The sequence below is a fragment of the Streptomyces sp. NPDC037288 genome, from assembly GCF_055603265.1.
The window spans coordinates 233653-252019 of sequence record NZ_JBVJVY010000003.1 but is presented as its reverse complement, the minus strand read 5'-3'; the positions used below and the strand labels follow the sequence as shown (position 1 = coordinate 252019).

General features: G+C 72.9%; 15 protein-coding genes. 10 read left to right on the top strand and 5 right to left on the bottom strand.

All coding sequences use genetic code 11. From position 1 onward, the window contains the following. Nucleotides 1-97: 97 nt before the first annotated feature. Nucleotides 98-1549 (top strand): amino acid permease, encoded by a 1452-nt coding sequence (locus ACZ7GZ_RS05290; protein WP_471021129.1) that lies wholly within the window; start codon nt 98-100, stop codon nt 1547-1549. Beyond that, nucleotides 1546-2601 carry a succinyl-diaminopimelate desuccinylase gene (gene dapE, locus ACZ7GZ_RS05285; RefSeq protein ID WP_471021127.1) on the top strand — a complete coding sequence of 352 codons (1056 nt, stop codon included), beginning with the start codon at nt 1546-1548 and terminating at the stop codon, nt 2599-2601. Before ACZ7GZ_RS05290 ends, dapE begins: the two co-directional genes overlap by 4 nt. On the opposite strand, the gene ACZ7GZ_RS05280 is transcribed toward dapE, so the two are convergent. Next, nucleotides 2582-4144 (bottom strand): PucR family transcriptional regulator, encoded by a 1563-nt coding sequence (locus ACZ7GZ_RS05280; RefSeq protein WP_471021124.1) that lies wholly within the window; start codon nt 4142-4144, stop codon nt 2582-2584. The two genes, dapE and ACZ7GZ_RS05280, sit on opposite strands and share 20 nt — an antisense overlap. 103 nt (nt 4145-4247) lie before the next feature. On the opposite strand from ACZ7GZ_RS05280, the gene ACZ7GZ_RS05275 reads away from it, so the two are divergent. Genes ACZ7GZ_RS05275 through ACZ7GZ_RS05265 form a run of 3 tightly spaced genes read left to right on the top strand, consistent with a single transcriptional unit; the run spans nt 4248 to nt 6957 of the window. Then, complete coding sequence (locus tag ACZ7GZ_RS05275; protein WP_471021121.1) at nt 4248-5003, top strand: chorismate synthase; 756 nt, start codon at nt 4248-4250, stop codon at nt 5001-5003. After that, a complete protein-coding gene (gene menC / locus ACZ7GZ_RS05270; RefSeq protein ID WP_471021119.1) occupies nt 5000-6109 on the top strand; it encodes an o-succinylbenzoate synthase in 1110 nt (369 codons plus the stop codon). The genes ACZ7GZ_RS05275 and menC overlap by 4 nt, the downstream gene beginning before the upstream one ends. A gap of 56 nt (nt 6110-6165) precedes the next feature. Continuing rightward, a complete protein-coding gene (locus ACZ7GZ_RS05265) occupies nt 6166-6957 on the top strand; it encodes a S16 family serine protease (RefSeq protein ID WP_471021116.1) in 792 nt (263 codons plus the stop codon). On the opposite strand, the gene ACZ7GZ_RS05260 is transcribed toward ACZ7GZ_RS05265, so the two are convergent. Further along, nucleotides 6954-7436 (bottom strand): Lrp/AsnC family transcriptional regulator, encoded by a 483-nt coding sequence (locus ACZ7GZ_RS05260; RefSeq protein WP_471021249.1) that lies wholly within the window; start codon nt 7434-7436, stop codon nt 6954-6956. The two genes, ACZ7GZ_RS05265 and ACZ7GZ_RS05260, sit on opposite strands and share 4 nt — an antisense overlap. Nucleotides 7437-7558: 122 nt before the next feature. Here ACZ7GZ_RS05260 and hppD point away from each other — a divergent pair, with 122 nt between their 5' ends. Continuing rightward, nucleotides 7559-8704 (top strand): 4-hydroxyphenylpyruvate dioxygenase, encoded by a 1146-nt coding sequence (gene hppD, locus ACZ7GZ_RS05255; protein ID WP_471021114.1) that lies wholly within the window; start codon nt 7559-7561, stop codon nt 8702-8704. Between the two features lie 24 nt (nt 8705-8728). Here the strand turns inward: hppD and ACZ7GZ_RS05250 are convergent, their stop codons facing one another. Continuing rightward, complete coding sequence (locus ACZ7GZ_RS05250; RefSeq protein WP_471021113.1) at nt 8729-10198, bottom strand: tetratricopeptide repeat protein; 1470 nt, start codon at nt 10196-10198, stop codon at nt 8729-8731. A gap of 92 nt (nt 10199-10290) precedes the next feature. On the opposite strand from ACZ7GZ_RS05250, the gene ACZ7GZ_RS05245 reads away from it, so the two are divergent. Further along, nucleotides 10291-11706 carry an FAD-binding oxidoreductase gene (locus ACZ7GZ_RS05245; RefSeq protein ID WP_471021110.1) on the top strand — a complete coding sequence of 472 codons (1416 nt, stop codon included), beginning with the start codon at nt 10291-10293 and terminating at the stop codon, nt 11704-11706. Nucleotides 11707-11735: 29 nt separating this feature from the next. Here the strand turns inward: ACZ7GZ_RS05245 and ACZ7GZ_RS05240 are convergent, their stop codons facing one another. Beyond that, complete coding sequence (locus tag ACZ7GZ_RS05240; RefSeq protein ID WP_471021108.1) at nt 11736-12149, bottom strand: SsgA family sporulation/cell division regulator; 414 nt, start codon at nt 12147-12149, stop codon at nt 11736-11738. Nucleotides 12150-12394: 245 nt separating this feature from the next. Here ACZ7GZ_RS05240 and ACZ7GZ_RS05235 point away from each other — a divergent pair, with 245 nt between their 5' ends. Beyond that, entirely contained in the window at nt 12395-14374 is a 1980-nt protein-coding gene (locus tag ACZ7GZ_RS05235) for an RDD family protein (protein WP_471021105.1), read from the top strand. 86 nt (nt 14375-14460) lie between these two features. Continuing rightward, entirely contained in the window at nt 14461-15249 is a 789-nt protein-coding gene (locus tag ACZ7GZ_RS05230; RefSeq protein ID WP_471021103.1) for an RDD family protein, read from the top strand. A gap of 97 nt (nt 15250-15346) precedes the next feature. Here the strand turns inward: ACZ7GZ_RS05230 and ACZ7GZ_RS05225 are convergent, their stop codons facing one another. Next, entirely contained in the window at nt 15347-15592 is a 246-nt protein-coding gene (locus ACZ7GZ_RS05225) for a hypothetical protein (RefSeq protein WP_471021102.1), read from the bottom strand. 343 nt (nt 15593-15935) lie between these two features. On the opposite strand from ACZ7GZ_RS05225, the gene ACZ7GZ_RS05220 reads away from it, so the two are divergent. Continuing rightward, nucleotides 15936-18290, top strand: coding sequence for an immune inhibitor A domain-containing protein (locus tag ACZ7GZ_RS05220; protein WP_471021099.1), 2355 nt, complete (start codon nt 15936-15938; stop codon nt 18288-18290). The last annotated feature ends 77 nt before the right edge of the window (nt 18291-18367 follow it).

Genomic DNA, 18367 nt, shown 5'->3' with positions numbered 1-18367 from the left:
ACGACCCCGCACCTTTGGACGATCCGCACACCACCTCACCCCACCTCCCTCCGCATCATCAAGGCCCATACAGCCCCGAGGCGGAGGGAACAGCGCGGTGGACACAGTGGACACCCGGCCGCAGGCCACAGCACCGAGAACCCATATACGCAGACTCACCCGGCGCCGGCCAGTGCGACGCCTCCTCGGTGAAGCCGCCGGCAGCCCCCTCAAGCGGACCATGGGGGTGGCCCAGCTGACGTTGCTCAGCGTGGGAGCCACCCTCGGCACGGGGATCTTCGTGGTCCTGGGCCAGGCCGTCCCCGAGGCCGGGCCCGCCGTCGTCGTCTCCTTCGTGCTGGCCGGCGTCACCGCCCTGTTCTCCGCGCTGTCGTACGCCGAGCTGGCCGGCATGATCCCCGGCTCGGGATCCTCCTACAGCTACGCCTACGCCACCCTCGGCGAGCTGGTCGCCTGGGTGTGCGGATGGTGCCTGATCCTGGAGTACGGGGTCTCCGTGGCGGCCGTCGCCGTGGGATGGGGGCAGTACGTCAACGAGCTGCTGGAGCTCACCTTCGGCGTCTCCCTCCCCGACTCGCTCAGCGCGCCGCCGGGCGCCGGTGGCACCCTGAACATCCCCGCCGCCCTCATCGTCGTCCTCGCCATGGCCGTCCTGCTGCGCGGCGCCAAGGAGAGCGCCGTCGCCAACACCGTCATGGTCGCCGTCAAGATCGCGGCCCTCGTGCTGTTCTGCGCCGTCGCCTTCACCGCCTTCCGCGCCGGGAACTTCCACCCCCTCTTCCCCCTCGGCGCCGCCGGCATGAGCGCCGGAGCGGCCTCGCTCTTCTTCTCCTACATCGGGTTCGACGCCGCCTCCACCGCAGGTGAGGAGGCACGCGACCCCCAAAAGGACCTGCCGCGCGCCATCATCGCGTCCCTCGTCCTGGTCACCGCCCTGTACGTGCTCGTGGCGGTCGCCGCGCTCGGCGCCATGCCGTGGAAGCAGTTCGCCGGGACCGAGGCCACGCTCAGCGAGGTGCTCGTGCGGTCCGTGGGTGGCGGCAGCCTCTGGCCGGTCCTGCTGTCCGTCGGCGCGGTCGTCGCCACCACCAGCGTGGTGCTCACCGTGCAGTACGGGCAGATCCGCATCCTGTTCGCCATGGCCCGGGACGGGCTCGTGCCGCCCTTGTTCGCCAAGGTGCATCCCCGTACCGGCGTACCCCGCGCCAACACCGTGATCGTGTCCGGCTTCATCGCCGTCCTCGCCGCCCTCGTCCCGCTCGGCAGCCTCGCCGACGCCACCAGCATCGGCACCCTCTTCGCGTTCATGCTGGTCAACCTGGCGGTCGTGCTGCTGCGCCGGCGCAGCCCCGACATCCCGCGCTCCTTCCGGGTGCCGTTCTCGCCCCTCACGCCCCTGCTCGGCGTCGGCTTCTGCGTCTACATGCTGGGCAGCCTGGGCGCCGACACCTGGATCGCGTTCGGCGCCTGGATGGCGGCCGGACTCGTCGTCTACGGCCTCTACGGCATCCGCCACTCCACGCTCAACCAGCCCCAGGACCTCGTATGAGCACGCTCGACCCCGCCGCCGACGTCGTCACCCTCACCCGCGCCCTCGTCGACCTGCCCTCCGAGAGCGGTGAGGAGGCGCGCATCGCGGACGCCGTCGAAGGCGCCCTGCGCGGCCTGCCCCACCTCACCGTCGACCGGGTCGGCGACTCCGTCGTCGCCCGCACCGGCCTCGGCCGCCCCGAACGCGCCCTGATCGCCGGGCACCTGGACACCGTCCCGGCCGCCGGTAACCTGCCCTCCCGGCTCGCCGACGGCCGTGTGCACGGGCTCGGTGCCTGCGACATGAAGGGCGGGGTGGCGGTGGCCCTGCGGCTGGCCGCCACCCTTCCCACGCCCGTCCGCGACCTCACCTTCGTCTTCTACGCGTGCGAGGAGATCGAAAGCGAACGCAACGGGCTCGCCCGCATCGGTGCCGAGCGGCCGGAGCTGCTCGCCGACGCCGGCCTGGCGATCCTCATGGAGCCCTCCGACGCGGGCGTCGAGGCCGGCTGCCAGGGGATCCTCACCGCCGACGTCGTGGTCAAGGGTGCCCGCGCCCACACCGCCCGCGCCTGGCAGGGCGTCAACGCCGCGCACAGGGCCGGCGAGGTCCTCCGGCGGCTCGACGCGCACCGGCCGCAGCGGGTCGTGATCGACGGGCTGGAGTACCGGGAGGGGCTCGGCGCCGTCGCCGTACGGGCCGGGGTCGCCGGGAACGTCGTACCCGACGAGTGTGTCGTCACCGTCAACTGCCGCTTCGCGCCCAGTCGTTCGGCGGCCGAGGCGGAGGCGTACGTGCGCGGGCTCTTCCCGGAGTACGAGGTGCGCGTCACCGAGGTCGTCGCGGGCGCCCTGCCGCGCCTGGACCGGGTCGGCGCCGTCGTCGCCGCACTCGGCGCCGAGCCGAGGCCCAAGCTCGGCTGGACGGACGTCGCCCGGTTCGCCGCGCTGGGCGTGCCCGCGCTCAACTACGGCCCCGGGGACCCGTCCCTCGCCCACACGGCGGGCGAGTACGTCCCCGTCGAGCACCTGCGCACCTGCGAGGACCGGCTCAGGGCGTGGCTGAGCTGAGCCCGCCCAGCGCCCGCAACTGAAGCCACAGCACCAGCCGTTCGTCGGGGTCGTCCAGATCGACCCCGGCGTGCTGCTGGAGCTGTCTGAGGCGGTAGCGGCAGGTGTTGGGGTGCACGGCGAGGAGTTTCGCCGCGCCCGCCATGTCGCAGCCCGCGTCGAACCAGCACACCAGCGTGCGCGCGTACTCGGTGCCGTGCCCGGCGTCGTACGCCAGCACCCGCCGCCACGCGCCCGCAGTCAACTCCCGCCGTTCGCCCATCACTTCGGCCAGCCGCAGCAGGACCACCCGGGCCCGGACCTCGTCCACCGTGGCCACCGGCAGCCGTGCGTCCAGCACCCGCAGCACCAGATCCGCGTCCGCCCGCGAGTGAGCGAGCCCCTCCGCGTCCGCCGCGACCTCGCCGAGCGCCGCCCGCACCGGCACCCGCAGCGCCTGCCCGGCCCGCGCCACGATGTCCTCGGCGAGCCGCCTGTGCCGCTCCCCGGGACCGGGCAGCACCGCGTACACCACCCCGTCCACCAGCACACCCGCGTGCCGCCCGTAACGCGCCTCGCACTGCAGCCGTACGAGGTCCAGCAGACGCGAGGCCGTGCGCTCGGTGTCCGGGACGCTCCCGGCGGAGTCCGGCCCCAGGACGAAGGCCGCCACCCTGGCCGGGCCGGCGATGCCCAGCCGTTCGGCGGCCGTCGTCGCGTCCGCCGCCGTGCCGTCCAGCAGCCGGCGCAGCAGCTCGCCGCCCCGGTGCCGGGCCAGCTCCCGGGCCGCGCGGGCCCGCAGCAGGAGCAGGGCGGCCGTCGAGGCGCCCTGGGCGAGGGTGTCCTCGGCGTCCGCGGCGAGAGCGCCGCCGTCGACCACCCACACCGAGCCGAGCGTCTCCCCGCCGGCCCGCACCGGCATCGCCAGCCGCGGCAGGTCGCCGTCGGCCAGCGCGGGCAGCCTGAGAGGGCGGTCGGCGGCGAACAGCCGCCGGTACTGCTCGGTGTTCTCCGAGCTGTCGGTCGGCACCTGACGGCCGAGGATGCCCTGCCGGCGGTCCTCGTCGATCGGCTGGCCGGGGACGGTGGAGTAGGCGAGGATCCGCTGCCGGGGGTCCTCGATCGCGGTGGCCCCGCCGGTCGCCGTCGCGATCGCGTCGGCCAGCGCGAACAGGTCCCCGAGGCCGCTGTCGGGGGCGACGGCGGTGGGCCGGGCGGCGATGGCCGAGGCCAGCAGCAGATGCACGTGGTGCCAGGCGGCGTCCTCGGCGACGGACAGCAGCGCCACGCCGTGCGCCTGCGCCTGTGCGACCGGCACGTCCGCGCCGCGCACCACCACACCGGTCAGGCCGGCCTCCGCCGCCGCCCGCAGCAGCGGCCCCGCCCGGTCCGCCGGCACGCCGACCGCCAGCAGGAGCGCGCCGGGCAGCGGGGGGAGCGGGGTGCGGCCGTCGTAGAGCACCGCCTCCGTGACCGGCACGGCCTGCCCGGCGGGTGCGGTGTGCAGACACAGGGCGGGCCCACCGACGACATCCAGGAGATCACCGAGGGTGCAGACGTCCATGAGGGGTCCCCAGCAGGCTGTTGGCGGATGGTGAAACGAACATAGGCATCCCTTGGCCGCCCGCACAACACATGCGCGGCCGGCTCCTTCGAGACTCGATGCCATGACAGCAGGAGTCACCATCCGCACCGTCCAGGACGTCGGCCGTCTCGCGGCCGTGGCCGACTACTTCAGCGACGTCTGGCAGACACCCCGCACCGCACCGCCCTACCCGGCCGAGGTCCTGCACAGCCTGGTGCACGCCGGCGGCGCGGTGCACGCCGCCTACGACGGGCAGCGGCTCGCCGGGGCGTCCGTCGCCGTCCTCGGCCCCGGGCACAGCACGTACTCGCTGGTGGCCGCCGCCGACCGGGGGCTCGGGCACGCCGTGAAGCTGGCCCAGCGCGACTGGGCGGCCGGGCTCGGGGCGCGCACCATGCGCTGGACCTTCGACCCGCTGGTCGGCCGCAACGCCCGCTTCAACCTGGTCAAGCTGGGCGCCGTCGGCACGGAGTACCTGGTCGACTTCTACGGCCCCATGACCGACGGCGTGAACGACGGCGACGAGAGCGACCGGCTGACGGTGACCTGGGACCTGACGGTGCCCGGTGCCCCGTACGAGGTGGAGGCCCACGGTCCGGTCATCCGGACGGCCCCCGACGGCGGCCCCCTCGCCCGCCGGGATCCCGCCGGCCGGCACGTCTGGTGCCGGGTGCCGGACGACATCGTGAAACTGCGCGCCGCCGACCCGGCGCTGGCGCTGCGCTGGCGGCACGCGGTGCGTGACGTGTTCCTGGACGCCTTCACGGAGGGGTTCCGGGCCACCGGCATGTCCCGCGACGGCTGGTACACCCTCAGCCGGGAAGGGGCCGGCGCATGAAACTCGAACGCGTCGAGATCGTGCACGTGGCGATCCCGCTGGTCACGCCCTTCCGTACGTCCTTCGGGACGATGACGACGAAGGACACCTTTCTCCTGCGCGTGATCACGGACGCGGCCGAGGGCTGGTCCGAGTTCGCCGCCGACCCGGAACCGCTGTACTGCTCCGAGTTCGTGGCCGGCGCCGAGATCGTGCTGCGCGACTTCCTGGTCCCGCGCGTGGCCGCCCTCCCGCACCTCACCACCGCCGCGCTCGCCCCCGCCCTGGCGAAGATCAAGGGCCACGAGCTGGCGAAGGCCGCCCTGGAGACGGCTCTCCTGGACGCCGAGCTGCGGTCGTACGGCATGCCGCTCGCGACCTACCTCGGGGCGGTGCGGGACCGGGTCCCCGCCGGGGTCTCCGTCGGCATCAAGGACTCGGTCCCGGAGCTGCTGGACGACGTCGAGCGCTACCTCGCCGAGGGCTACGTCCGCATCAAGCTGAAGATCGAGCCCGGCTGGGACGTCGAGCCGGTCCGCGCGGTCCGCGACCGCTTCGGCGACGCGCTCCCCCTCCAGGTCGACGCGAACACCGCGTACACCCTCGCGGACGCCGAGCATCTGCGGCGGCTGGACGAGTTCGGGCTGCTGCTGATCGAGGAACCCCTGGAGGAGAACAACCTGCACGCCCACGCCCGGCTCCAGCAGCGCCTGCGGACGCCGGTCTGCCTGGACGAGTCCCTGCACGGCGCGCGCGACACCGCGTCCGCGCTCGCACTGGAGGCCTGCCGGGTGGTGAACGTCAAGCCCGCCCGGGTCGGCGGCTATCTGGAGGCCCGCCGGGTCCACGACGTGGCGCACGCGCACGGGGTCCCGGTGTGGTGCGGCGGCATGCTGGAGACGGGCATCGGCCGGGCCCCGAACCTGGCCCTGGCCGCCCTCCCCGGCTTCACCCTCCCCGGGGACACCTCCGCCTCCTCCCGATACTTCGCCGAGGACGTCACCGAGCCGTTCGTCCTCAAGGACGGCCACCTCCCGGTGCCGGCCACCCCCGGGATCGGCATCGAGCCCCTCCCGGAGGCGCTGCGCCGCTGCACCGTGGCGCGGCGGGACCTGTACGCGGCATAGCGGCGGGACCTGTACGCGGCACAAGGCACCGGCGGTGGTCGCGTTAGATTGATCCCGTGCTCTCTCGTCTCACGCGTCCCCAGGCCGTAGCCGTCTGCGCGCTGCCCGTCGTGGCCCTGCTGGCCGCGGCGGCGTTCGCGCCGCTGCCGTTCGCGGTGGCGCAGCCCGGGATGACGGCGAACGTGCTCGGCGAGAACAAGGGCACGGAGGTGATCACCGTCTCCGGCACACCGGTCCGCAAGACCGGCGGGCAGCTGCGGATGGTGACGATCGTGGCGACCGGCCCCGACACCACGGTGACCCTCGGTGATGTGGTCGGCAACTGGTTCCGCACCGACCGGGCCGTCATGCCGCACGACGCCGTCTACCCGAGCGGCGACACGGTCAAGGAGATCCAGCAGCACAACGAGGCGCAGATGCGGCAGTCCCAGGACGCGGCGACCGCGGCGGCGCTGAGGTACCTCGGGCTGAGCGCCGACAAGGTCAAGGTCACGCTGAGGCTCGCCGACGTGGGCGGTCCGAGCGCGGGACTGCTGTTCACCCTGGGGATCATCGACAAGCTGGACGGCGACGGCAGCGGCGGCGACCTCACGGGTGGCCGCACCGTCGCCGGTACGGGCACGATCGACGCCGCCGGCAGGGTCGGCGCGGTCGGCGGGGTGGCCCTGAAGATGCAGGCCGCCCGGCGGGACGGGGCGACCGTCTTCCTGGTGCCGAAGGACGAGTGCGCCGACGCCAAGGCGGAACTGCCCAAGGGCCTCAGGCTGGTCCCGGTCACCACGCTGAAGGGCGCGGTGAACTCCCTGGTGTCCCTGGAGAAGGCCAGGGACTCGGTCCCCAGCTGCTAGTGCCTGTCCCGGCCCTCCGCCGCGGCCTGTTCCACCAGGGGGATGATCCGCAGCGGAACGGGGTTCTCCATGACGATCGTCGTGGAGGCGCGGACGATGCCGTCGAAGCCGACGACCCGGTCGATGACCCGTTGCAGATCGGCGTTCGAGCGGGCCACCAGCCGGCACAGCATGTCCCCGCTGCCGGTGGTCGTCAGCAGCTCCAGCACCTCCGGCACGGTCGCCAGGTGCGCGCGCACGTCGGGCCCCTGGCCCTGCCGGATCTGCAGCGTGGCGAACGCCGTCACCGGGTAGCCGAGGGCCGTCGGGTCCACCTGCGGACCGAACCCCCGGATGACCCCGGTCGACTGGAGCCGGTCAAGGCGGGCCTGCACGGTCCCGCGCGCGACCCCCAGCCGCCGGGACATCTCCAGCACGCCGATGCGCGGCTCCCGGGCGAGGAGCACGATGATCCGCCCGTCCAGATGATCGATCGCCACGGCATCCCCAGAGATGGTCATCCTGCACAGAAAGTCCGCCGACACGGCCCTATCGCTGGGCAGATTGTCCAGCGAATACGCCAACTATTGCGCACCTTGCAGAGCGGGGCCACCCTTCCCGCATGACGCAGACCACACACCACACCCCCGACACCGCACGGCAGGCCGACCCCTTCCCGGTCAAGGGAATGGACGCGGTCGTCTTCGCCGTGGGCAACGCCAAGCAGGCGGCGCACTACTACTCCACCGCCTTCGGCATGAAGCTGGTCGCGTACTCCGGACCGGAGAACGGCAGCCGCGAGACCGCCAGTTACGTCCTCGAGAACGGCTCCGCCCGCTTCGTGTTCACCTCGGTGATCAAGCCGGGCACCGACTGGGGCCGCTTCCTCGCCCGGCACGTGGCCGAGCACGGCGACGGCGTCATCGACCTGGCCATCGAGGTCCCGGACGCCCGCGCCGCCTACGCCTACGCCGTCGAGCACGGCGCGAGGGGCGTCACCGAGCCGTACGAGGTGAAGGACGAGAACGGCACCGTCGTCCTCGCCGCCATCGCCACCTACGGCGAGACCCGCCACACCCTGGTCGACCGCTCCGGCTACGACGGCCCCTACCTGCCCGGTTACGTCGCCGCCAGGCCGATGGTCGAACCGCCCGCCCAGCGCACCTTCCAGGCCATCGACCACTGCGTCGGCAACGTCGAACTCGGCAGGATGAACGAGTGGGTGGGCTTCTACAACAAGGTCATGGGCTTCACGAACATGAAGGAGTTCGTGGGCGACGACATCGCCACCGAGTACAGCGCGCTGATGTCGAAGGTCGTCGCGGACGGCACCCTGAAGGTGAAGTTCCCGATCAACGAGCCCGCGATCGCCAAGAAGAAGTCCCAGATCGACGAGTACCTGGAGTTCTACGGCGGCGCCGGCGTCCAGCACATCGCGCTGAACACCAACGACATCGTGCAGACGGTCCGCACCATGCGCGCGGGCGGCGTCGAGTTCCTCGACACCCCCGACTCCTACTACGACACCCTCGGTGAGTGGGTCGGCGACACCCGCGTGCCCATCGAGACCCTGCGCGAGCTGAAGATCCTCGCCGACCGCGACGAGGACGGCTACCTGCTGCAGATCTTCACCAAGCCGGTCCAGGACCGGCCGACCGTCTTCTTCGAGATCATCGAACGGCACGGCTCGATGGGCTTCGGCAAGGGCAACTTCAAGGCCCTGTTCGAGGCGATCGAACGCGAGCAGGCCAAGCGGGGCAACCTGTAACGGCAGGGCCCGCACCGGCAGACCCTAGGCGCTGGGCGGCGGCTCGTCCGGTACGTCGCCCAGCGCCCGCAGCGCCTCCTGCGCCACCGGAACCCGCAGCGGGGAGAAGTACGGGTTGAACCGCAGCGCCTCCTGCAGGTGCCGGCGCGCGAGAGCCCGCTCGTCCAGCTCCAGCTCGATCAGTCCCCGGTGGAAGGCGTACAGCGCGCTGCGCACCCCGCCGCCCTTCGTCGGGTCCGTCGCGGTGGTGGCGTAGGTCAGCGCCTCCTCGTCGTCGCCGGCCTCGTGCAGCGCCCAGCCGAGCGCGTCGGCCACCTCGATCCCCGGCTGGCGTTCCCACTCCGCCTGCAACCGTTCCACGGCCTCCTGCGGGTCCCCGTGGTCCGCCTCGAACTGCCCGATCAGCAGCTCCTCGTCGACCCCGGCCGCCATCTGGCGCCGTACCAGCTCCTTCACCCGGTCGTACTCCTGCCGGGCCTGCGCCGCCATACCGTGCGCCTCGTACAGCTCGCCCAGCTCACAGGCGTCCTGCGGACTCGGATGCCGGTCGAGCGCCGTCCGGTACGCCGCGTACGCCTCGGTGGTGCGGCCCAGCGCCGCCAGCACCCGGCCCCGCCCGGTCAGCGCCGGCCCCTGGTCGGGATCGAGGTGTACGGCCGCCTCGAAGTGCCGCAGCGCGTCCGGCAGGTCACCGCGCTCCCAGGCCAGCTGCCCCAGCCCGGTCAGATAGGCGGCCTGCTCGGCGGGGGTGCCCGCGGCGGATGCCGCGTCGGTCAGCTGGGCCACCGCGTCCTCGCGCCACCCCCGGTCCCGGTACACCGCCGAGGCCCGCGCCATCACCGCGGGCCGGGCCGCCGCGCCGGTGCGCAGCCCCAGCAGCCTGTCCAGCGTCGCGCGGGCGTTCTTGTAGTCGCCGAGCCCGGTGTAGGCGTCGATCAGCGGCGGATACGCCGACCACCGCTTCGGCGCCGCCTTCAGCGCCTGCTCGCCGTACCGTTTCGCCGCCGGAAAGTCCCGGCGCGCCAGCGCCAGCGCGGCCAGCCCGTCCAGGGCCTCGGTGTTCGGCGCCGCCCGCACCCGCAGGGACGTCTGCAGCGCCTGCTCGGCCCGCGGGTAGTCCGCCGGGTCGGCCGTCCGGCGCGCCCGTGCCACATACGCGGCCCCCAGCACGGCCCAGGCCCGGGCGTCCCGGGGCTGCGCGCGCACCCGCTGCTCCTGCTGCCCGATGAGCGCCCCCAGCTGCGGCAGCGCGGCCGGCAGCCCCGAGGTCACCGCCGTCAGTGCCTGCGCCGCCCGCGCCTGGGCCTGCGGACCGGCGGCGGGCGCCCGGCCCGCCCCGGCCGGCCGCTCCCCGGACGGCAGCGTCAGCACCGCCCCCACGGCGACCCCGCCCGCCAGCGCGGTGACCAGCACCCGGCGCCGCCACCGCCGGGAGCGGCGCGGCGGCGGACCGGCCGGCAGGGACGTACCCGGCACGCACACTCGGTTGTCCATGGCGCTCACTGTGCGTCAATACGACGATCACATCCGAGTGGACCAACCGGAGGGCGGCCGGGGTTCACACCGATGGCCGTGAGTGCGACCCTTTGATCATGAGCCGTATCGAAGCGCGTCGCGATGAGGACTCCGTCGCAACCAGCGACCTCACCGACCGGCTCCTGGCCGGCCTGCCACCCGAAGCCGTCCTGACCGACTCCGACGTCACCGCCTCCTACGCCAACGACATGGCGAGTTTCTGCCCGGCCGGCGCCCCGGCCGTCGTCGTGCTGCCGCGCACCGTCGAACAGGTCCAGCACGTCATGCGCACCGCGACCGAGCTGCGCGTCCCGGTGGTCCCGCAGGGCGCCCGCTCCGGCCTGTCCGGCGCGGCCAACGCCACCGACGGCTGCATCGTGCTGTCCCTCACCCGGATGAACCGCATCCTGGAGATCAGCCCCGTCGACCGGATCGCCGTCGTCGAACCGGGCGTGATCAACGCGACCCTGTCCCGCGCGGTCGAGGACCTCGGCCTGTACTACCCGCCGGACCCCTCCAGCTGGGAGATGTGCACCATCGGCGGCAACATCGGCACGGGCTCGGGCGGCCTGTGCTGCGTCAAGTACGGCGTGACCGCCGAATACGTCCTCGGCCTGGACGTCGTCCTCGCCGACGGGCGCCTGATGACCACGGGCCGCCGTACGGCGAAGGGCGTGGCGGGCTACGACCTCACCCGCCTGTTCGTCGGCTCCGAGGGCTCGCTCGGCATCGTCGTCCGCGCGGTCCTCGCCCTGCGGCCCAAGCCGCCGCAGCAGCTGGTACTGGCCGCCGAGTTCCCCTCCGCGACCGCCGCGTGCGACGCGGTCTGCCGGATCATGGCGGGCGGTCACGTGCCCTCCCTCCTCGAACTGATGGACCGTACGACCGTCAAGGCCGTCAACGACCTCGCCCACATGGGCCTCCCGGAGACCACCGAGGCGCTGCTGCTGGCCGCCTTCGACACCCCGCACCCCGCCGCCGACCTCGCCGCCGTCGGCGCGCTGTGCGAGGCCGCGGGCGCCACCGAGGTCGTCCCCGCCGAGGACGCGGCCGAGTCCGAGCTGCTGCTGCAGGCCCGGCGGCTCTCGCTGACCGCGCTGGAGGCGGTCAAGGGCACGACGATGATCGACGACGTGTGCGTGCCCCGCTCGCAGCTCGGCGCGATGCTCGAGGGCGTCGAGCGGATCGCCGCCAAGTACGACCTGACCATCGGCGTCTGCGCGCACGCCGGCGACGGCAACACCCATCCGACCGTCTGCTTCGACGCCCAGGACGCCGACGAGTCCCGGCGGGCCCGCGAGTCCTTCGACGAGATCATGGCCCTCGGCCTGGAGCTGGGCGGCACCATCACCGGCGAACACGGCGTCGGCGTGCTGAAGAAGGAGTGGCTGGCCCGGGAGATCGGCCCGGTCGGGGTCGAGATGCAGCGCGCCGTGAAGCACGCCTTCGACCCCCTGGGCATCCTCAACCCGGGCAAGGTCCTCTGAGCCCGCCGCCGCACGTCCTGTACGACGGCTCACTGGGCGAGCAGCTGGTCGAGCGCGTCGTCGATGCCCAGCTGCCCGCCCTCCGTCCCCGGCGGCACCGCCCGCAGCGTCCGCTCCAGCCAGGCCGACACCTGCGCGACGGGCGCCTCCAGCAGCGCGTCCCCGTCCGGCGAGCTGAGCGCCATCAGCACGACACTGCGTCCGTCGACCTTCGTCGGCCACACCCGCACGTCCCCCTGCCCGCACGGCCGGAACACCCCCTCCACCAGCAGCTCGCGGGCGAACGTCCAGTTGACGGGGCAGTCGGAGTTGATGTGGAAGGCGATGCGGACGGCGTACGGATCCCCGGAGCGGTAGCCCAGCCGGGCCGGCACCGGGACGCTGCGCTCCGGCGACAGGATGAGCCTCAGCTCCAGCTCCCGCTCCACCACGATGTGCTCCATGACCTGCGTTCCTTTCCTCGTCTGCGCCTGCCGGGACCGCTCGGGACGGGCCCGTACCAGGGGAGAGGGGGCCGGGGTCGGGCCATTACGCGGGTACGGGGAAAATTTTTTCGCGGACCTGTGAGAGTCCGGTACGGCGTTGCCCGGAAAGGAGTGGGTCCGGCGGGACTGGCGCTGAGGGCTGCCCCGGTCTGATAGATGTGGAGGCCCCCATCCCACCCCCGAGCAGATACGGGACGAAGGACATGAGCGCCCCAACCCCGGCCCCAGGTGACGACAGGCCCCGCGAGGGCTACTACCCGGACCCGTCCATCCCCGGATACGTCCGGTACTGGAACGGCGCCTCCTGGGTGCCCGGCACCAGCCGGCCGGCGCCGAAGGACGGCGAACCGCTCACCCCGCCGCCCGGCGTCCGCGCCGCGCCCGCGGCGGTGGAGGAGACGGGCCCGCACTTCTTCGACGAGGACCCGGAGCCGACTCCCGCCGGGCAGGACGGGGCCGGCGCGTGGGCGGCCGGCGGCCGGAGCGGGGCCGGTGCCTGGAGCGCCGACGGCCCCGGCGGCACGGGCCCCGCCGGGTACGGCGAACAGGGCGCGGCGGGGCAGGCGGGCGCGGGCGGCCGGACGGGGGCCGGCGGCCAGGCTGCCGGGCAGCCCGGTGCCGGCGGCGCCGGCCGGTCCGCGGGTCCGTTCGGTTCCGCGGGGGACGGCGACGGGCGTACCGCCTGGGGCGCCGACCCGAGGGTGCCCGCGGAGGGCCCGGCCCGGCCGGCCGGCCAGGCCGGCCGCCCCGACGGCACGGCCTCGATCCCGCCGGGGGAGGGCGACGGCCAGGACCCCGGCGGCACCTTCATCTTCCGCCGGCCGGTCCCGGGGCCCGCGGCCGTCAGGGACGACGGCACGATGACGTTCCGTCCGGTACCCGGTCAGGGGCGGCGGGGCACGCAGCCCGCGTCCGGCCCACAGGCCTCCGGCCCGGAAGCCGGCGCGGGCTCCGGCTTCGGGCCGCACGGCGCGGCCCGGGGCCCCGGCTTCGGCGCGCCCGCGTCCGGCTCGGGAGCGGCAGCCGCCGACGGGTCCGGTGCGGGGCCGGCGGGCTCCGGTGCGGGCGCGGGCGGCCATGACGCGGGTGCGGCGGGTTCCTCCGCGGCGCCCGGTGACGCCGGCCCGCACGTTCCGGCTCAGGGCGCGGCTTTCGGCGCCCCCGCCTCCGGTGCCGGGGCCGGACCGGGTTCCGGCTTCGGCGCACCGGGGCCGGCCCATCCGGGCCAGGGCCCCGGCATCGGCGGGCAGGCCTCCTCGGGCGCGGGGTCCGGCGGGTCCGCAGCGGCGGGACCGGGCGCCGGTTCGGCCGGGCCCGGCGCGGCTGGCGGTACGCCCGGTGTGTCCGGCGGCTTCGGCCCGCAGGGCCCCGTCGGCACGCCCACCCCGCCCTCCGCCGCATCCTCCCCGAACCCCGCCTCCCCGGCCGCAGGCCCCGGCTTCGGGGCCGGCAAGGCCGCCGCCGCGCGTGCCGCCGCCGCGCCGGCACCGCAAGTCCAGCCCGCCCAGGCGGCCGTGGCGCCCTCGGTGCCGGCACAGGGCGGCGCCCCGGCCACCCCGCTGACCAGCGGGCCCGGTGGCGGTCAGGCGTCCTGGGCACAGCAGGTGCACCAGCTGGCCGGGGGCGGTGACGAGCAGCCGGTGGCGCCGTGGAAGCCGCCGGTGGAGGACCCCTTCCAGGCGGCCGCGCGCCGTCAGGCCGCCGCCCGCCCCGCCGGACTCGGCAAGCGGTTCGCCGCGCGGCTGATCGACACCCTGGTACTGGGCGCGGTGACGGCCGCCGCTGCCGTACCGCTGGGCACCCGGGCCGCCGACCACGTCCAGGAGAAGATCGACGCGGCCAGGCTGTCCGGCCACGAGGTCACCGTCTGGCTGCTCGACGGCACGACCGCCACCAGCCTCGGCATCGTCCTCGGCGTCCTGCTGGTCTTCGGTGTGGTGTACGAGGTGCTGCCGACCGCCAAGTGGGGCCGCACCCTCGGCAAGAAGCTGCTGGGCATCGAGGTGCGGGACATCGAGGCGCACGAGCCCCCGGCCTTCGGCCGGGCCCTGCGCCGCTGGCTGGTCTACAGCGTCCCCGGGCTGCTCGGCATCGGGATCGTGGGCGTGCTGTGGTGCCTGTTCGACCGGCCCTGGCACCAGTGCTGGCACGACAAGGCGGCCCACACCTTCGTCGCCGGCTGACGGAACGGCGCCGGTAGCCGGCAGCGCCTCCCCCGTACGGCCGCCCGCCGGATGCGGAACCGGCGCTTTCGCGGTCCACTCGGGCCATGAGCAGCGCACCGCCCCCCGACTCCGGAGAGCAGCCCCCCGAGGACGACCCGTTCAGGAAGCGGCCCCCGTCGGACCAGGGGCAGGGGCCGGGCTCGCCGTACGACACCCCGTACGGCGGCGCCCAGCCGCCCCCGCCCCCGGTCGGCGGCGGGCAGCCCCCGGGCGGCGGTCAGCCACCCCCGTACGGAAGCGGCGAGCCCCCGCCCCCGTACGGCAGCCAGCCGCCGCCCCCGTACGACGGTGCCCAGCCCCCTCCCCACGGCGGCGGTCCGTACGGAGGCGCCGGTCCTCTAGGGGGGTACGGGGCCGGCGGTTACCCCGCCGACCCGCTGGCCGGTATGCCCCCGCTCGCCGACAGCGGCAGGCGGACGCTGGCACGGATCGTCGACATGATCCTCGTGGGAATCGTCGTCTGGCTGCTGACCTGGGCGTTCGGTGTGCGCGAGTACCAGGTCAACGGCGATCACATCGAGGTCGGCCGGTCCGCCGCGCAGTCCGTCGTCGCGGCCGTCCTGTACGTCGCCTACGACACGTTCATGATGGCCAAGTACGGCCAGACCCTCGGCAAGCAGTGGCTGGGCATGCGGGTGGCGAACCTGGACGACGGCGCCACCCCTTCGGTGCAGACCAACCTGATCCGCGCCCTGGTGCTGTGGCTGCCGTTCGCCTTCTGCTGCGCCTGTATCTGGACGGCGATCTGCGGCGGCTGGAGCTTCTTCGACAAACCGTACAAACAGGGTCTGCACGACAAGGCGGCCAAGACGGTGGTGGTCAGCGCCCGTTGAGCGAAGTGTCAGGGGCGGCCGAAGGTGTTATGGACGGCCATACGAAAGCGGCGGGTCCGTGGGAACACGGGCCCGCCGCTTTCGTGTGCGCCGCCGTTCACAGTCCTGTGGACACCGGCTGTTCCTGGGGTGCGGGCTCGGCGGATCCGGCCGCCGCCTCGGTCGTACGGACCGGCGGCAGCGGCACCGTCATCGCCACGAGCAGCCCGAGGGCCAGCGCCGCGAGGGCGATGACGGTGATCCCGAGGCCCGAACCCGTCTGGGACAGCAGCAGCATGGCGAGCGTCGAGAAGACCACGGTGCAGGCACCGTAAACGAGCTGTGCGGCAGTCGGACGAGGCATGGCAATCGTGTCCTAGGAAGACTTCGGGGGCTGAGGCGTGCCGTTCGACTCTCTTCGCGTGCATGCCCGAACGGGGCGCCTGGTAAGCGTGACCTAACCCACGGTACGGGGTGCACGGGGGGCGCACGGAGTCATGGGGTGGAGGCATAGGCCGCGAGCAGGTTCGCAAAGCGAACACCACATCCGCATAGTGCACTTGGCCTGCACAAGTCAAGGACTGTCTTTTCTTCTAAACCTCTAGTCAAATTACGGCACTTGATTACACGCGTTGATCTTGCGCGCACGGATCCCTCCATGACCCGGAACCCCCTGTCCGTGTGCGCGGCGCGGGGGAGGAACTCAAGTGACCAGCAGATCCTGGACGTTCAGAGCTGCCGCGATCGGGGTGACGCTCGCGGCGGCCTCCGCCACGTTCGCCACCTTCGCCGTCGCGGAGGCGAGCACCCAGACCCGGTCCGCTGCCGCCAACCGGCACGACCCGGCCCCGGTGAAGCAGCGGGCGCACGACCTGGACGGTCCGCTGAGCAAGACCCAGGAAGCCCAGCGCCAGGAGGCGCTGAACCAGCTCGTGTCGGGCAAGGCCAAGGCGCAGGACCGCAACGGCTCCAAGGTCGTGGCGCTCAGGAGCCGCAAGGGCAAGAGCAAGTACGTCGAGCTCAGCCGTGAGAAGACCGACAAGATCTTCACGATCCTGGTGGAGTTCGGGGACAAGACCGACCCCAAGTCCGGCGGCACGCCCGGCCCGCTGCACAACCGGATCGCCGCGCCGGACCGCAAGCAGGACAACTCCACGGCCTGGCAGAAGGACTACAACCGGAAGCACTACCAGGACCTCTACTTCGGCACCGGCAAGAAGACCGAGTCGCTGAGGAAGTACTACGAGAAGCAGTCCTCGGGCCGCTACTCGGTCGACGGCGAGGTCTCGGACTGGGTCAAGGTGCCCTACAACGAGGCCCGCTACGGCAACAACGCCTGCGGCCAGACCAACTGCCCGAGCGTGTGGAACGTGGTCAGCGACGGCCTGAACGCCTGGGTGGCCCAGCAGAAGGCGGCCGGCAGGACCGACGCCGACATCAAGAAGGACCTCGCCCGGTACGACCAGTGGGACCGCTACGACTACGACCACGACGGCAACTTCAACGAGCCCGACGGCTACGTCGACCACTTCCAGATCGTGCACGCCGGTGAGGACGAGTCCGCGGGCGGCGGCGCCCAGGGCAAGGACGCGATCTGGGCCCACCGCTGGTACGCCTTCGGCACCGACAAGGGCGCCACCGGCCCCGAGTACAACAAGCTCGGCGGCGCACAGGTCGGCACCACCGGCGTCTGGGTCGGCGACTACACCATCCAGCCGGAGAACGGCGGCCTGGGCGTCTTCGCCCACGAGTACGGCCACGACCTCGGCCTGCCGGACGAGTACGACACCGACGGCGGCGACAACTCCACCGGCTTCTGGACCCTGATGTCCTCCGGCTCCTGGCTCGGCACCGGCAAGGAGTCCATCGGCAACCTGCCGGGCGACATGAACGCCTGGGACAAGCTGCAGCTGGGCTGGCTGAACTACGACACCGCCAAGGCCGGCACGCAGTCCACCCACAAGCTGGGCGTCGCCGAGTACAACACCTGGAACAAGCAGGCCCTCGTGGTCAACCTGCCCGACAAGGCGGTCACCACCACGATCACCGAGCCGGCCGAGGGCAAGACCCAGTGGTGGAGCGGCAGCGGCAACGACCTGAACAACACGCTGACCCGGTCCGTGGACCTCACCGGCAAGTCGTCGGCGAAGCTGGACCTGGACGGCTGGTGGGCGACCGAGGACGGCTTCGACTACGTCTACACCGAGGTGTCGACCGACGGCGGCGCCAACTGGACCGCCCTGGACGGCACGGCGGACGGCCAGGCCATCCCGCGTGACGCCGGCGGCAAGCCGGCGCTGACCGGCTTCTCGCAGACGCACAAGAAGCTGTCGTTCCCCCTCGACGCCTACGCGGGCAAGAAGATCGACGTGCGCTTCCGCTACGCCACCGACGGCGGTGTCGCGGAGAACGGCTTCACGGCCGACCAGATCAGCGTGACCGCCGACGGCACCGCGCTCTTCTCGGACAACGCCGAGACACAGGACGCCGCTTGGACGTCGAACGGCTTCAACCGCATCGGCGCGTCCTTCACCAAGGACTACCAGCAGTACTACGTCGCCGAGAACCGGCAGTACGTGTCGTACGACAAGACCCTGAAGACCGGTCCGTACAACTTCGGTTCGACCAAGCGCCCCGGCTGGGTGGAGCACTACCCGTACCAGAACGGCCTGTTGATCTGGAAGTGGGACACCTCCCAGGCGGACAACAACACCAACGCCAAGGACCACCCGGGCACCGGTCTGATCCTGCCGGTCGACTCGCACCCGACGGCGATGAAGTGGTCCGACGGCACGCTGATGCGCAACCGCATGCAGGCCTACGACTCCCCGTTCAGCCTGTACGGCACCGACGGGATCACGCTGCACAAGGCGGACGTCGCGACGACGGTCAGGGCGTCGAAGGGTGTTCCGGTCTTCAACGACCACACCAGCACGTACTACGACCCGGCGAACCCGACCGGGGGCGTGAAGGTCACTGACACCAACACCAAGATCACGATCGTCAAGGAGGCCAAGGACGGCTCGACGATCTTGCTCAAGGTCGGCCCCGCGGTGAAGTAGTCCGCGTTACCGCAGGTCAGAAGCGTATCGGCGGCAACCCCTTGGCGGGTTGCCGTCGATCGTGTTTAGGTGCGTCC

Coding starts and splice junctions, on each gene's coding strand:
- ACZ7GZ_RS05275 (WP_471021121.1), top strand. CDS start 4,248: ATGACAGCAGGAGTCACCATCCGCACCGTCCAGGACGTCGGCCGTCTC.
- ACZ7GZ_RS05235 (WP_471021105.1), top strand. CDS start 12,395: ATGAGCGCCCCAACCCCGGCCCCAGGTGACGACAGGCCCCGCGAGGGC.
- ACZ7GZ_RS05240 (WP_471021108.1), bottom strand. CDS start 12,149: ATGGAGCACATCGTGGTGGAGCGGGAGCTGGAGCTGAGGCTCATCCTG.
- ACZ7GZ_RS05250 (WP_471021113.1), bottom strand. CDS start 10,198: ATGGACAACCGAGTGTGCGTGCCGGGTACGTCCCTGCCGGCCGGTCCG.
- ACZ7GZ_RS05280 (WP_471021124.1), bottom strand. CDS start 4,144: ATGGACGTCTGCACCCTCGGTGATCTCCTGGATGTCGTCGGTGGGCCC.
- menC (WP_471021119.1), top strand. CDS start 5,000: ATGAAACTCGAACGCGTCGAGATCGTGCACGTGGCGATCCCGCTGGTC.
- ACZ7GZ_RS05225 (WP_471021102.1), bottom strand. CDS start 15,592: ATGCCTCGTCCGACTGCCGCACAGCTCGTTTACGGTGCCTGCACCGTG.
- dapE (WP_471021127.1), top strand. CDS start 1,546: ATGAGCACGCTCGACCCCGCCGCCGACGTCGTCACCCTCACCCGCGCC.
- ACZ7GZ_RS05230 (WP_471021103.1), top strand. CDS start 14,461: ATGAGCAGCGCACCGCCCCCCGACTCCGGAGAGCAGCCCCCCGAGGAC.
- hppD (WP_471021114.1), top strand. CDS start 7,559: ATGACGCAGACCACACACCACACCCCCGACACCGCACGGCAGGCCGAC.